Consider the following 13,128-nt stretch of genomic DNA (forward strand, 5'->3'; position numbering starts at 1 on the left):
TAAATTAAGTTTCTCAACGGAGGAAATTGAATGGCCGTTGCCGCGAATAAACGTTCTATCATGACGTTGTTCTCAGACACCATCGACATCTACAGCCATCAGGTACGCATCGTACTGGCAGAAAAAGGCGTAGGCGTGGAAATTAGCTACACAGACCCGTCTAATCTGCCGGAAGATCTTATCGATCTGAATCCGTATGGCACGGTCCCCACACTGGTTGATCGTGAGCTTGTGCTGTATCACTCGCACATCATTATGGAGTACCTGGACGAGCGTTTCCCTCATCCTCCGCTGATGCCTGTATATCCGGTTTCGCGTGGCCAGAGCCGCCTGATGATGCACCGGATTGAAAAAGACTGGTATGCACTGGCTGCACAAATCTTCCGTGGCGAAGGTAATGTTGACGCAGCACGTAATGAACTGCGTGAGTCGTTATTGTCTCTGGCACCGGTATTCGCGGAAGAGCCGTATTTTATGAACGAGGAGTTCAGCCTGGTTGATTGCTATCTGGCACCGCTGTTATGGCGTTTGCCTGCGCTAGGCATCGAACTGACCGGTGCAGGCAGTAAAGAGGTCAATGCGTATATGAAGCGTATTTTCTCGCGTAGCGCGTTTAAAGCGTCACTGACTGATCAGGAACGAGAGATCCACACACCGTTATGACATCTATGACGTCGAATCAGCCTTATCTGCTCAGAGCGTTTTTTGAGTGGATTGTAGACAATGAACTTACGCCTTACATTGTGGTTGATGCAACCAAACCTATGGTTGAGGTGCCTCAGGAATTTGTCAAAGACGGACAGATTGTACTGAATATCTCGCCATCAGCCTGTGTTAACTTCATGCTGGATGTCGATGGTCTGTCGTTTCAGGCTCGCTTTGGTGGCCAGCCTCGGCGCATTAGCATGCCCTGTCATGCTGTGATGGCGGTCTACGCCCGTGAAAATGGCGCGGGAACCGTGTTTGCCACAGAAGAAGACATGCAGGCCGACCCACAGACTTCGGATGACGATACAGGCGCTGGCAGCGCGCCTTCAGCGGTAGACGAGCATACCTCAGATGATGGCGATGCACCGGTGCCGCCGAAAAAAGGCAAGCCGAATCTGAAAGTCATCAAATAGCAATATCAGTGATGAATGAGAAAAGCCGTGCTCTGTGAGCGCGGCTTTTTTGTGTGCAGTAAGCGATAAAAATTGTGATAAAACTGTGACCTTTTCGTGACCATTTCAGGATAACTCACAGCCACACTCTTCTGTGCTGACAACACAAACACAGAGGATTGTTATGAAACACTACGCATACCTATTAGGCGCAGCCACGCTTGCTGCATCTCACCTGCACGCAGCGGAACTTACCGTTGAGGTGCAGAACCTGACGGGCGGCATTCACTTTACGCCGCTGTTGATTACTGCTCACCCTGACGGCTCCCAGCTATTTGAAGTGGGTGAAATGGCGTCGGCGGAGCTGCAGAGTATGGCAGAAGGCGGCGATATCGCCCCGCTGGCAGCTTTGGCTGACAGTCTCAATGCAGACTCAGTAACGAACCCCGCTGGCGGCTTGCTCGGGCCCACCGCGACGACCAGTGCGATGCTGTCTACTGCCGATGACAACGTTCGCCTCAGCCTGGTTGCTATGCTACTGCCAACCAACGATGGCTTTGTGGCGCTTAACGGCTGGAAGATCCCGTCAGAGCCCGGTATCTATACTGCGTACCTCAACGCCTATGATGCCGGAACAGAAGCGAATGATGAAATTCGTGGCAGCGGTATGCCGGGGCAGGCAGGTATGCCCGTTCCGCCGCCATTAGAAGACCTGGTGGGGACCGGCGGGAGCGGTGTAACCGCAACGACCACCAACGCAATGATTCATATCCATCCCGGTAATCTGGGTGATGCTATGCCAGATGGCGGTAACAGTGATATCAGTAATACCGTACAGCGCTGGCTTAATCCGGTGGCAAAAGTCACTGTGACAGTGGCAGAGTAGGGGGCACTTATGAAAACGACTCTTCGATTTACGCTGCTTAGCGTGACATCAGTGCTAATACTGGCAGGTTGTGGCAGTGATGACGATGATGAGGTAATGATGCCAGATCCCCCAGTTCCGGAGCCGGTTGTCATGACGTATGAGGTTACCATCACTAACCTGACAGCAGCGCAGCCGCTGTCGCCAGTTGCTGTGATGCTGACGGCCGAACAGCAGTACTGGCAGGTGGGGATGCCAGCCAGCGATGCGTTGGCACTGCTGGCAGAAGGTGGCGATAACAGTGAACTGGTGAATGCCGGTGGCGTATTAGCAGCGTCAGACTCCGGGATGCCAGTGGGACCGGGAGACAGTGCGTCAGTGACCGTTTCGGTGGACGATGCTGAGGGTGTGTGGCTGACGGTTGCCACCATGCTGGTGAATACCAACGACGGGTTTACTGGTATTACCGGCTACGACTTAAATACCCTTACCATTGGTGACAGTGTGTCGATGTCGGTTATGGTGTATGACGCTGGTACTGAAGCGAACACTGAGGCAGCAGGCACCATACCCGGACCGGCAGATGGCGGTGAAGGTGTCAGCGCCGGACGTGAGGAAGCTGATAGCGTATTCGTGCACGGCGGTGTGGTGAGTCAGGAAGACGGCCTTGCCAGCTCAGTGCTGGATCAGTCTCATCGGTTCGATAACCCGGCCGTTAAACTTTCTGTTACCCGCGTGGAATAAAAAGACCCGCTCCCCGGTCTGTTTCAAAAGCGTTAGATGAAGCAGGCCGGAGGCCCTCATGATCCTCGTCGTACAATCCGTTGCGATGTACCAGCAGCATATCAGTGAAAGTCTGAAAGAAACCGGCCTCGCTGTTGAGTGCGTCAGTTGCTTTGACGACGCACTAGGCATGCTGCGACAAACCCGGTATACGATGGTCATACTGGACTGTGATATTGGAAGCGACAGTGGTTTTACACTTTGCCAGATTATTCGACATGAGGATCTGGCGTCAGTTATCGTTTTCGTCGGCGCAACAAGCACCACGTCTGATCGCGTACTGGCACTGGAATTAGGTGCAGATGACTTTATCCGTTACCCGTGTCAGGCGAGGGAGCTGCAGGCCAGAGTCCACGCTGCGCTAAGACGCCAGCATCCCCGTTGCACAACGCAATCAGGCATGCAGCCGGACAGTCTGCGCTGCGGCTGTATTACTATTGATGAAAAGCGGCACCAGGTATGGGTCAACGAACAGCCTGTGAATTTGACGGCAACCGAGTTTACCTTATTGCAGTATCTGGCCTCGCATGCCAATCAGGTATTTTCGCGCGCACAATTACTGGCGGCAGTGTGGGACTATCACCATAGTGGTTATGAGCATACGGTAAATTCACACATTAATCGCCTGCGCAGCAAACTGGGGCCGGGCGCCGCCGCGATGATAGAGACAGTATGGGGCGTAGGCTACAAATGTTGTGATGGCAACACCCTGGACAGACAGCGGCATAAACCGGCCGCGGTCGTGCCGCTGCGTCAGTCTATATAAGAAACAGAGTTGCAGTGCCCAGAAAGGCAAAAATACCCACAACATCGGTAATGGTAGTAAGGATAACGCTGCCGGCAAGCGCCGGATCAATCTTCAGCTTTTTCATAATGATGGGCAAAAATGCACCGGAAAATGCAGCGGCAATCATATTAACCATCATCGCGAACGCGATGATCATGCCCAGTACATAGTCCTGTTTCCATAGCGCAATCACACTGGCGATCAGCACCGCCCAGATAACGCCATTTAAAAAGCCAATGGCCAGCTCTTTTCCAATAATCCAGCGCGAGTTGCCGGTATTCACATGACCCAGCGCCATGCCCCTGATAACCAGGGTGAGAGTCTGATTGCCGGCGACACCGCCCATACTTGGCACAATTGTATTCAATATTGCCAGCACGGCTAACTGGCTTAACGCCGCCTCAAATAAGTCGCTGACCATGGCTGCCAGCAAGGCGGTGACCAGGTTTAAGGCCAGCCACACCGAGCGTCGCCGGGTACTTTGCAGGATCGGTGCGAAGGTATCTTCTTCATCGTCGAGACCGGCCATACTCATCATTGAGTGCTCCGCATCCTCGCGGATAATATCGACCACGTCATCAATGGTAATGCGGCCCACAAGGTGGTGTTTGGCATCTACGACCGGCGCGGACAACCAGTTATAGCGTTCGAACATCCCGGCCACTTCATCGTCAGCCATGTTGTCCGGGATCGCTTCAGGCTCTTCATCCATTACTTCACTGACTTTGGACTGTGTATCAGCGGTCAGCAGCCGGGTAACCGGGACAATGCCGATCAGAATATCGTTGCGGTTTACTACATACAGGGTGTCCGTATTTTCCGGCAAGTCACCTTTTAAGCGGATATAGCGAAGCACCACATCAATCGACACATCCGGACGCAGCGTGATGGTGTCGGTGTTCATGATAAAGCCGGCGGTTTCCTCACCGTACGACAGCGCCTGCTCGGCGCGCAGTCGGTCCTGCGCGTCCATGGAGGCGAGAATATCCTGAAGTACTTCGTCCGGCAGGCTGCTGAGTGTTTCTGCCAGGTCGTCGGTATCCATTTCCTCCAGTGCGTCGACCACATTGGCAGGCATCATGCGGCTGATAATGCCGTTTCTTACGTCTTCTGAGAGTTCTTCGAGGATATCGCCGTGGAAATCCCCGTCGATCAGGTTCCACAGCTCCTCACGGGTACGTGAGGGGCTGGATTCGAGGATCAGCGCGACATCGGACGGGGGAAGTTCAAGCAGCAGCTTTCGAACGGACACAAACTGGCCACCAGATAATGCGGCATTAAGCTGCTTTAACTGACCCTGAGCTTGTTTGGAAGCAATGGCTTCGGCCACGGGCGTGTCCCTAACTTGTTGAATTTAATACTCGTTAGGATAGCGCAAATGCAGTGACTGTGTCATGACAAATCCGGGCCAGAAGGCGGCAATCTTTGGAAAGAAGGCGTAATGCCTGTGATCGCTCAAGCCGGTATATATCCCGGCTGGTCTGCTACACGCGAAGCACGTCGTTGCAGATTACTCTTCTTCGTTAAACTTACCGACGAACAACGACTCAATGGCGTCCATCGCCTGTTCAGCGTCCTCGCCTTCAGAAATTACTGTGACCTGTTCGCCCTGGTGGCTTTCCATCATCATCAGACCAAGAACACTGCTGGCATCAGCCTCTTTGTCACCTTTGATAAGCGTTACCTGGGCATCAAACTGATTGGCCAGTTGTACAAGCTGTGTGGCTGCGCGTGCATGCAGACCAAGCTTGTTAACAATAGTCAGGGTTTTCTCACACCGCATTATTTGTCCTGCTCCCGATGTCGGATCTGCACATCCGGGTGGGTGTTGCGAAAGCTTTTCGCCAGTGACTCGGCAATATATACCGAGCGGTGCTGGCCACCGGTACAGCCGATCGCCACCGTCACATAACTGCGGTTATTACGTTCAAGGTGTGGCAGCCAGGTGCTGATGAGATTTTGAATCTGCCAGATAAACTTGGTCACGATAGGCTGCGAGCCCAGAAAGTTTTCTACTGCCGCATCCAGTCCGGTCAGATGCTTTAAGTCGGGCTCCCAGTGTGGGTTTGGTAAGAAACGGGCATCAAAAACATAATCGGCATCTTTGGGAATGCCATATTTAAACCCGAATGACTCAAACACCAGCACCAGCCGTGAACTTTTTTTGCCAAGTATGCGTTCCCGAATGAGCTCTGCTAGCTGATGTACTGAAAGTTTATCGGTATCAATGTATAAATCGGCCCGCTCTGTAATCGGTGCCAGCAAGGTCGACTCTGCGCGTATGGCCTCGGACAGCGATCGATTCTTTTTGGCCAGAGGGTGCAATCGCCGGGTTTCGCTGAACCGCTTCACCAGCACATCGTCACTCGCGTCAATATAAACAATGGTCATCGACCAGGACGAGGGCAGGTAATCGAGAATTTCGACCAGCTCACTGGGATCTTTTGGCAGGTTGCGCACATCAATGCTGATAGCAACCTGATCATAGTCATCGGCAACCGTGTGGGTCAGGGTGGGCAACAGGTTAACAGGAATATTGTCGACGCAATAATAGCCCAGGTCTTCCAGCGCACGCAGCGCCACCGATTTACCAGAACCCGAACGTCCACTGATTATAATGAGCTTCACGGATCCTCTCCCTGATAACTGGCGCTGTCACTGCAGCGCGGTAATGATCTCATCGCTGTCATGCGCGCGACGAATAGCTTTGACGGTGTCTTTATCACTTAACTTACTGGCGACGGTAGCCAGTGTCTGCAGGTGGCCTTCGGTTTGTTCCTCTGGCACCAGCAGGGTAAAAAAAATGTCGACCGGCTGGTTATCAATGGCATCAAAATCGATGGCAGGCGTACTGGTCACTACAATAGCGATGACATTTTCCAGACCCGCTAGTCTGCCATGCGGCAGAGCAATACCATTGCCTATACCTGTACTGCCCATGCGCTCCCGCGCGACCAGGCTATTGAGGACTGTAGTCTGATCAATAGTCGGGTTATTTTTCGCAGCGATGCCGGCAATAATTTCGAGAATGCGCTTTTTACTGGCGCACTGAACCGCACACTCGGTGCGGTCCAGGCTGACTAAGGCTTGTATATCCATAATGCTGATAGGATTAATGTTTTTTCATTTTTTCCTTGTGCTTAATGACCTGCCTGTCAAGTTTATCAACCATGCTGTCGATAGCTGCGTACATGTCCGTATTTTCGGAAGACGCAAAGACTTCTGCCCCGCTAAGATGTACCGTCGCTTCTGCTTTCTGATTAAGCTTTTCAACATTGAGGATCACATGCACATTAGAAATGTGGTCAAAGTGACGCTCTAATTTGCTGAACTTGGTATCGACATAATTACGCAAAGAGTCGGTGATTTCGACATGATGACCAGTAAGGTTGATTTGCATATTTCGTCTTCCTTATTTTGATGAGCCAGTCAGATAAGGCTCTTACGTTGGTTAGACGGCGGGATCGCAAGCGATTCCCGGTATTTTGCTATTGTTCGCCGGGCCACCTTAATGCCTTGTTCGGCCAACAATTGAGCAATCTTACTATCACTGAGTGGCTTGCTTGGCGTTTCCGCTGCCACCAGCTTTTTAATCAGTGCACGTATCGCCGTGGAGGAACATTCTCCGCCTGATTCGGTTGCAACGTGGCTGGAGAAAAAGTACTTCAGTTCGTAGATGCCACGGGGGGTATGCATGTACTTCTGCGTCGTTACCCGCGAAATGGTCGACTCATGCATATCCACCATTTCTGCGACATCGTTAAGCACCATTGGTTTCATCATTTCCGGGCCATGCTCGAAAAAGCCCATCTGTTGCTGCACGATGCAGTTAGCCACTTTCAGCAGTGTTTCGTTACGGGATTCCAGGCTTTTAATAAACCATTTGGCTTCCTGCATGTGTGAACGAATAAACTGTGAATCGCTGCTGTTTCTGGCCTTACGACTCATGGCAGCGTACTGCTGATTGACACTCAGTTTTGGCAGGCTGTCGGGATTCAGTTCGACTGTCCAGCGACCATTTTTCTTGGCCACAGAAACGTCGGGAATCACATACTCAGAGTCGTTAGCAATCAGTGCACTGCCAGGCCGCGGGTTGAGTGTTTGCAACAGACGCATCGCTTCGCGCAACTGATCTTCCTTGAGGCGCGATTTACGCATCAGGGTACGGTAGTCTTTTGAGCTTAGCAGATCGCTGTATTCTTCAATCAGCATGCGCGCTTCTGCAAGCCAGGGCGTATCATCTGAAAACTGGCGCAATTGCACCAACAGACATTCCTGAGGAGTGCGGGAACCGGAACCAATCGGATCGAAAAACTGGATGCGCTTCAATACGCACTCTACTTCGTCCATTTCAACAGGCTCTTCCATGTCCTCTGAATTGACACTGACGAGAATATCGTCAAGTGTCACCGTCAGGTAACCTGATTCGTCAATGGAGTCGATAATGGCCGTGGCAATCGCCCTGTCAGTATCTGAAAAATGCGTAAGACGCATTTGCCAGAGCAGATGGTCCTGAATATTTTCGGTGGTCTCGCCCTGAAACACCTGATCATCATCGCCTGACGAGGCGGGAGCAGGGGCCGAAGAGGCTGAGTAATACTCGTCCCAGGTACTGTCTATCGGTAACTCATCCGGGAGGTCATTTTTTTCCAGCGCATCACCGCTCTCCAGGCTGTCGCTGCTGGCAGAGGCGGTTTCGGTGGCGCCGTCATCGTTGTCGAGGTTACTTTTCTCCGGCGGCTCATTGTCCTGCCCTTCATCCACCTCCAGCAACGGATTGGCGTCCAGCGCTTCCTGAATTTCTTGTTGTAAGTCAAGCGTCGACAGCTGCAATAGGCGAATGGCCTGTTGCAGTTGAGGCGTCATAGTGAGCTGTTGACTAAATTTTAGCTGTAACGATGGTTTCATCTACGTCTTAAAAGTTAATGCTGTTGATAGCGTCCTGAAAAGAGGAGAAGCGTGACAATTCAATACCCTAACTATAGCCTGAATTGTTCACCCAGGTATACATCCCTTACCTGTTGATTGCTTAGTACTTGCTCAGATGTTCCCTGAGCAATCAATTCCCCATGACTGACAATGTACGCTTTTTCACAGACATCCAGCGTTTCACGTACATTGTGGTCTGTTATTAATATACCGATCCCGCGGTCACAAAGATGCTGAATTATTTTCTTTATATCATTTACCGAAATAGGATCAACGCCGGCAAAGGGTTCATCCAATAATATAAACTGGGGGTTCGCTGCCAGTGCGCGGGCAATTTCCACACGCCGGCGTTCACCGCCTGAAAGACTCATCCCCGTACTATTACGTATATGGTTGATATTAAATTCATCAAGTAGCGCATCGGCTTCTGTTTCCTGGCTCGCTGTATCAAGATCTTTGCGGGTCTGCAAAATCGCCATCAGGTTGTCATACACAGTCAGCTTACGAAAAATAGAGGCTTCCTGCGGCAGATAACCAATACCCCGGCGTGCCCGTTCATGCATAGGCATGTGGGTCAGCTCGTCACTGTCGATATGGATTTTTCCTTTGTCCAGCGACACCAGACCGACAATCATGTAAAACGTGGTGGTCTTACCTGCACCGTTCGGGCCCAGCAAACCCACAATCTGACCGGTCGACACTTCCAGGCTGACATCTTTAACTACCTGACGTGTTTTATAGGATTTAGCAAGGTTCAGAGCGCTCAGCGTGGCCATAACTACTGCTTGTCCTCCCCTTTATCGACATTGTTGTCGTCACTGTCTTTCTCGCTATCCTGAGTGAGCTTCTTGACTGCCTCGGGCTGAAATACCGTCGTCACGCGTCCCTCACCATCTTCACCGGTAGCCAGTAGTTGTTCGGTAGCCATGTCGTAGGTAATTTTATCGCCACGCACCATGCTGGTATTTTGCCTGAGTTCAGCACTGCCATTTAGGGAAATAGTGCGCTTGTCGACTTCATAGCGGATCTCATTGGCACGGGCATTCACCGTAGCGCCGTCCTCCATTTTCTGAGAATAGCTGGCCGGGTTACCGCGCGCTACAAAGATTTCGCGTCCTTCACCCTGAGAGGCAATAACTTCAACTTCCTCAGCATCAATCACCAGTGTGCCCTGTGTAATGCGCACATCCTCTTTAAACAGTGACGTCTTGTTTTTGCCGTCTACGAATTGTGACTTGGAATCTACTTTAATCGGCTTCGAAAAGTCACTGTCTGTCGCAACGGCGAGTGGTACCGTACTAATCCAAAGGCTGATTGCCAGGAGAGTAAACCGTTTGTACATGGTCAATAAGCTCATACTGTTGGGTTTGGAGATCGGCATTAAAGCCGTTGCTTGATATAACATACTGCACGCCCCGAATTGTCACCGGCTGGTCGGAGACCATGGTTTTGGTATCGAGATTTATTTCGATAAACTCGGTCTCTATGGTCTCGACAAAGTCATTCTGTGTCTGATTCACAATTTCAACGTCCGAATCCAGCTGGATGGTGTCATTGTTATACAATGTGCCTTCCTGTGCTGTAACCAGCCAGGGAGCGCTGGCATCGTCGGTGTAAAGTGTGTACTCCGGCTGAGTAAACAACACAAAACCGAGCTGATCATAGTGTTCCATATTTCGTGCAAACACTCGATGATTAAGTTGTCCTTCCTGATTATACAGCGTGGTGGTCAGGTTCTTTGCCCGGTACGCAGGACGCAATGCATCAATCTGGTCTGCCTGGCGCTCCACTGGCGCTTCACTCATCCAGGTTGGGATATAGAGCAGCAACGCCAGAATGAACAGGATCAGAATACTGATCTGCAGACGACTGGTACCTAACAGGCTCATACACTGGCCCCTAAAATGCCATCCAGTTTACCCTGCGCTTGCAGTAATGTATCGCAGACCTCACGGACCGCACCCATACCACCGGCTAATGAAGTGATCCAGTTTGCCTGCTGACGAACCTGTGGGTGCGCATCTCTGACGGCAATTTTTACTCCGGCGTGCTGAAACATACCGGTATCGGGCATATCATCGCCCATGGCCGCTATCTGCTCTGGTGAAAGTGAGAACGTATTGCACAAAGCGGCGAGTGCCTGTGATTTGTTTTCTTCACCCTGAATAATGTGTGCCACGTTCAGTGCCTGCATGCGGTCGTGTACAATATGTGACCGCCGGCCTGTGATCACCGCCACCGAAATACCCTGCTTTGCCAGCGCTTTTACACCGTAGCCATCGCGGGTATGAAATGCTTTCAGTTCCTCCCCGTCATTGCCAAGATAAATGCGCCCGTCAGAAAATACACCATCAACGTCGCACACCAGCAGTCTGACATCGGCCAGTTTCTTAAACAGTGTTTCGTCCATTTGCGTATACAGGGTCGACACAGTCAGCATTACAACACTCCTGCTTTTAACAGCATATGCATATTGAAGGCGCCAACCGGGCGACCTGCATCATCGGTCACCATCAGTGCACTGATTTTGAAGGTTTCCATTATATTCAGGGCTTCAACGGCCAGTTCACCGGCGCGGATGGTTTTACCGCCACGGGTCATCACGTCGACAACCGGTGTGGTATGAATATCCACTTTCGCATCCAGTATGCGGCGTAAATCACCGTCGGTAAATACACCCATCAGTTGGGTGTCGGCATCAACAATTGCCGTCATGCCCAATCCCTTTCGGCTGATTTCAAGCAACGCGTCTGCAATCAGGGCGTCGTGCGCCGTCACAGGCACAGCATTGCCGGTCAGCATAATATCACTGACAGTAAGTAATAACTTACGGCCAAGACTACCGCCAGGGTGAGACAACGCAAAGTCATCCGAAGTAAACCCTTTATGATCAAGCAGCGCAACGGCAAGCGCATCGCCCATGACCAGGGTTGCGGTTGTGCTGGATGTGGGAGCTAAGCCCAGCGAACAGGCCTCCTGTTCAACGCTGATGTCAATCACCACGTCGGCATGACGCCCGAGCGTACTGTCGCGGCTGTTGGTCATTGCGATAACAGGGACACCGAGTCGTTTTACGACCGGCATCAGGTTCAGTAATTCAGCCGTTTCCCCAGAGTTGGAAATGGCCAGCAGAACGTCATTTCTTGCCAGCATGCCCAAATCGCCGTGATTGGCCTCGCCTGGATGCATAAAAAAGGCCGGAGTGCCGGTGCTGGCCAGGGTTGCCGCAATTTTATTGCCGACATGACCGGACTTGCCCATGCCGCAGACCACCACCTTGCCCTGACACTGAAACAGCAGTTCGCAGGCATTAACAAAGCCCTTGTCCAGCCTGGCGGCCAAATCGCTGACCGCGCGGGACTCAATATCAATAACGCGTCTGGCGGACGTGATAAAAGGTGAAGCGTGTTCTGTCATTATCCGAATAACCAATATTGATAACCAATAAACGCAATAAACAGAAGCGCGCCTTCGAAGCGCGAGATCTGGCGTTTACCGGTAAGGTTGAAGCTGAAGATAAACAGCAGGGCGGTCAGTCCCAGCATGACATACATATCCCGGCCGTAGGCATCGGGATCAAGCTCGCCCGGTGCCAGCAAGCCAGGCATGCCCAGTACGGCGAGCAGGTTGAAAATGTTCGAGCCAATAATATTGCCCAGTACCAGGTCATCTTCGCCTTTTCTGACGCCGGCAATACTGGCTGCAAGTTCAGGCAGACTGGTGCCCAGCGCAATGATAGTCAGTCCGATGACCAGGTCGGATACACCAAAATAGCGGGCAATATAAACAGCAGAGTCAACCATGTAGTGGGCACTCAACGGTAACAGCACCAGCCCGACGGCAACCCACATAACGGCCGCGCTGTTTGACACATCTTTGGGAATTTCATCTGACGTTTCCCTGACCAGCGGGTCGCCTTTTTCAACCTGCAGGGACAGCCACGCCATCATTGCCAGCACGAAGATGAACAGCGCAAACAGGATCATCCCTTCATAGTTTGCCAGCGTGCCATCCCACATAAAGGCGACCGCGATTAGGCTTATTACCATCAGCGCCGGCAATTCGCGTTTCAGTGTGGTTGAGGATACCCACAGCGGTTTGAACAGCGCGGTGATACCTAACACCAGCGCGATATTGGTAATATTTGAGCCCAGCGCGTTGCCGACCGCCGTGTTCATATTGCCATTCAGAGAGGCCATCGCAGAGACCACAATTTCAGGGGCGGAAGATCCCATCGCAACAATGGTCAGGCCTATCATCATGGGAGAGACGCCGATGTTTTTTGCGAGGGCAGAGGCGCCATAGACAAACCGGTCTGCACTCCAGCTCAACACCATCAGGCCGATGAGGAAAATTGCTATCTGTATTAGCACTGCGTCAATTAAAATAATGAATTTCAGAGGATTGTCGCAAAAAGCGCACCGTTTGCCTACGTTTATCCGCGTTAAACTTAGTGTTTATGCTATTTTGCGCGTAAGCATTCAGTCACGAAAACGGGGCATCAACTTGGTAAGGTGTGGTGAAGCCAGCGGGAAAGAAATGCGATCAATTCGTTTTTATCGAACATAACTTGTAACGATTTGATTTTGGCCCAGCCCTTGAATTTGCGTAAAATGCGCTTAGATTACCTGCCTGTTAACGTTGCACCAGCTGCCGACAGGAAC

The 13,128-nt window shown here is 51.5% G+C and carries 17 protein-coding genes; 5 read left to right on the forward strand and 12 right to left on the reverse strand.

Features of this window, described 5'->3' with window-relative positions:
* Positions 1 to 30 precede the first annotated feature (30 nt).
* From sspA to IE054_RS06300, 5 genes are all read left to right on the forward strand, one after another.
* Positions 31 to 663 carry a stringent starvation protein SspA gene (sspA, locus tag IE054_RS06280; RefSeq protein ID WP_189404438.1) on the forward strand — a complete coding sequence of 211 codons (633 nt, stop codon included), beginning with the start codon at positions 31 to 33 and terminating at the stop codon, positions 661 to 663.
* Entirely contained in the window at positions 660 to 1,121 is a 462-nt protein-coding gene (locus IE054_RS06285; RefSeq protein ID WP_189404440.1) for a ClpXP protease specificity-enhancing factor, read from the forward strand. The genes sspA and IE054_RS06285 overlap by 4 nt, the downstream gene beginning before the upstream one ends.
* Before the next feature lie 163 nt (positions 1,122 to 1,284).
* On the forward strand, positions 1,285 to 1,986 hold the full coding sequence (locus tag IE054_RS06290; protein WP_189404442.1) for a spondin domain-containing protein: 702 nt from the start codon (positions 1,285 to 1,287) through the stop codon (positions 1,984 to 1,986).
* A 9-nt stretch (positions 1,987 to 1,995) separates the two neighbouring features.
* The gene (locus tag IE054_RS06295) at positions 1,996 to 2,709 is read left to right on the forward strand and encodes a spondin domain-containing protein (RefSeq protein WP_189404444.1); all 714 of its coding nucleotides are present in this window, start codon (positions 1,996 to 1,998) and stop codon (positions 2,707 to 2,709) included.
* Positions 2,710 to 2,767: 58 nt separating this feature from the next.
* Positions 2,768 to 3,514, forward strand: coding sequence for a response regulator transcription factor (locus IE054_RS06300; RefSeq protein WP_189404446.1), 747 nt, complete (start codon positions 2,768 to 2,770; stop codon positions 3,512 to 3,514).
* Here IE054_RS06300 and mgtE read toward each other — a convergent pair.
* From mgtE to IE054_RS06360, 12 genes are all read right to left on the reverse strand, one after another.
* Positions 3,507 to 4,865: a magnesium transporter gene (gene mgtE, locus IE054_RS06305; RefSeq protein WP_189404448.1), complete on the reverse strand. Its 1,359-nt coding sequence runs from the start codon at positions 4,863 to 4,865 to the stop codon at positions 3,507 to 3,509. The two genes, IE054_RS06300 and mgtE, sit on opposite strands and share 8 nt — an antisense overlap.
* A 180-nt stretch (positions 4,866 to 5,045) precedes the next feature.
* On the reverse strand, positions 5,046 to 5,318 hold the full coding sequence (locus IE054_RS06310; protein WP_189404450.1) for an HPr family phosphocarrier protein: 273 nt from the start codon (positions 5,316 to 5,318) through the stop codon (positions 5,046 to 5,048).
* Positions 5,318 to 6,163 carry an RNase adapter RapZ gene (rapZ, locus tag IE054_RS06315; RefSeq protein WP_189404452.1) on the reverse strand — a complete coding sequence of 282 codons (846 nt, stop codon included), beginning with the start codon at positions 6,161 to 6,163 and terminating at the stop codon, positions 5,318 to 5,320. Before rapZ ends, IE054_RS06310 begins: the two co-directional genes overlap by 1 nt.
* Positions 6,164 to 6,190: 27 nt before the next feature.
* Positions 6,191 to 6,634, reverse strand: a complete 444-nt coding sequence (ptsN, locus tag IE054_RS06320; protein ID WP_189404454.1) for a PTS IIA-like nitrogen regulatory protein PtsN — start codon at positions 6,632 to 6,634, stop codon at positions 6,191 to 6,193.
* Between the two features lie 13 nt (positions 6,635 to 6,647).
* Positions 6,648 to 6,935 carry a ribosome hibernation promoting factor gene (hpf, locus tag IE054_RS06325; protein ID WP_189404456.1) on the reverse strand — a complete coding sequence of 96 codons (288 nt, stop codon included), beginning with the start codon at positions 6,933 to 6,935 and terminating at the stop codon, positions 6,648 to 6,650.
* A gap of 29 nt (positions 6,936 to 6,964) precedes the next feature.
* Positions 6,965 to 8,443, reverse strand: a complete 1,479-nt coding sequence (locus IE054_RS06330) for an RNA polymerase factor sigma-54 (protein WP_189404458.1) — start codon at positions 8,441 to 8,443, stop codon at positions 6,965 to 6,967.
* Positions 8,444 to 8,514: 71 nt separating this feature from the next.
* On the reverse strand, positions 8,515 to 9,240 hold the full coding sequence (gene lptB / locus IE054_RS06335) for an LPS export ABC transporter ATP-binding protein (protein WP_189404460.1): 726 nt from the start codon (positions 9,238 to 9,240) through the stop codon (positions 8,515 to 8,517).
* Positions 9,241 to 9,242: 2 nt separating this feature from the next.
* Entirely contained in the window at positions 9,243 to 9,806 is a 564-nt protein-coding gene (lptA, locus tag IE054_RS06340) for a lipopolysaccharide transport periplasmic protein LptA (protein ID WP_189404462.1), read from the reverse strand.
* Positions 9,763 to 10,353: an LPS export ABC transporter periplasmic protein LptC gene (gene lptC, locus IE054_RS06345; protein WP_189404464.1), complete on the reverse strand. Its 591-nt coding sequence runs from the start codon at positions 10,351 to 10,353 to the stop codon at positions 9,763 to 9,765. The genes lptA and lptC overlap by 44 nt, the downstream gene beginning before the upstream one ends.
* Positions 10,350 to 10,904, reverse strand: coding sequence for a 3-deoxy-manno-octulosonate-8-phosphatase KdsC (kdsC, locus tag IE054_RS06350; protein ID WP_189404466.1), 555 nt, complete (start codon positions 10,902 to 10,904; stop codon positions 10,350 to 10,352). Before kdsC ends, lptC begins: the two co-directional genes overlap by 4 nt.
* The gene (locus tag IE054_RS06355; protein WP_189404468.1) at positions 10,904 to 11,881 is read right to left on the reverse strand and encodes a KpsF/GutQ family sugar-phosphate isomerase; all 978 of its coding nucleotides are present in this window, start codon (positions 11,879 to 11,881) and stop codon (positions 10,904 to 10,906) included. The genes kdsC and IE054_RS06355 overlap by 1 nt, the downstream gene beginning before the upstream one ends.
* On the reverse strand, positions 11,881 to 12,837 hold the full coding sequence (locus IE054_RS06360) for a calcium/sodium antiporter (RefSeq protein WP_189404470.1): 957 nt from the start codon (positions 12,835 to 12,837) through the stop codon (positions 11,881 to 11,883). The genes IE054_RS06355 and IE054_RS06360 overlap by 1 nt, the downstream gene beginning before the upstream one ends.
* Between the last annotated feature and the right edge of the window lie 291 nt (positions 12,838 to 13,128).

Origin of the sequence: Alteromonas halophila (genome assembly GCF_014651815.1) — a bacterium.
In the GTDB taxonomy this organism is placed as follows: Bacteria; Pseudomonadota; Gammaproteobacteria; order Enterobacterales; family Alteromonadaceae; genus Alteromonas; species Alteromonas halophila.

Bases quoted from the DNA above. Each gene is read 5' to 3' on its own strand.
- lptB (WP_189404460.1), bottom strand. From the start codon at position 9,240: ATGGCCACGCTGAGCGCTCTGAACCTTGCTAAATCCTATAAAACACGT.
- ptsN (WP_189404454.1), bottom strand. From the start codon at position 6,634: ATGGATATACAAGCCTTAGTCAGCCTGGACCGCACCGAGTGTGCGGTT.
- IE054_RS06355 (WP_189404468.1), bottom strand. From the start codon at position 11,881: ATGACAGAACACGCTTCACCTTTTATCACGTCCGCCAGACGCGTTATT.
- hpf (WP_189404456.1), bottom strand. From the start codon at position 6,935: ATGCAAATCAACCTTACTGGTCATCATGTCGAAATCACCGACTCTTTG.
- lptA (WP_189404462.1), bottom strand. From the start codon at position 9,806: ATGTACAAACGGTTTACTCTCCTGGCAATCAGCCTTTGGATTAGTACG.
- kdsC (WP_189404466.1), bottom strand. From the start codon at position 10,904: ATGCTGACTGTGTCGACCCTGTATACGCAAATGGACGAAACACTGTTT.
- sspA (WP_189404438.1), top strand. From the start codon at position 31: ATGGCCGTTGCCGCGAATAAACGTTCTATCATGACGTTGTTCTCAGAC.
- lptC (WP_189404464.1), bottom strand. From the start codon at position 10,353: ATGAGCCTGTTAGGTACCAGTCGTCTGCAGATCAGTATTCTGATCCTG.
- IE054_RS06285 (WP_189404440.1), top strand. From the start codon at position 660: ATGACATCTATGACGTCGAATCAGCCTTATCTGCTCAGAGCGTTTTTT.
- IE054_RS06295 (WP_189404444.1), top strand. From the start codon at position 1,996: ATGAAAACGACTCTTCGATTTACGCTGCTTAGCGTGACATCAGTGCTA.
- IE054_RS06330 (WP_189404458.1), bottom strand. From the start codon at position 8,443: ATGAAACCATCGTTACAGCTAAAATTTAGTCAACAGCTCACTATGACG.
- IE054_RS06290 (WP_189404442.1), top strand. From the start codon at position 1,285: ATGAAACACTACGCATACCTATTAGGCGCAGCCACGCTTGCTGCATCT.
- IE054_RS06310 (WP_189404450.1), bottom strand. From the start codon at position 5,318: ATGCGGTGTGAGAAAACCCTGACTATTGTTAACAAGCTTGGTCTGCAT.
- IE054_RS06300 (WP_189404446.1), top strand. From the start codon at position 2,768: ATGATCCTCGTCGTACAATCCGTTGCGATGTACCAGCAGCATATCAGT.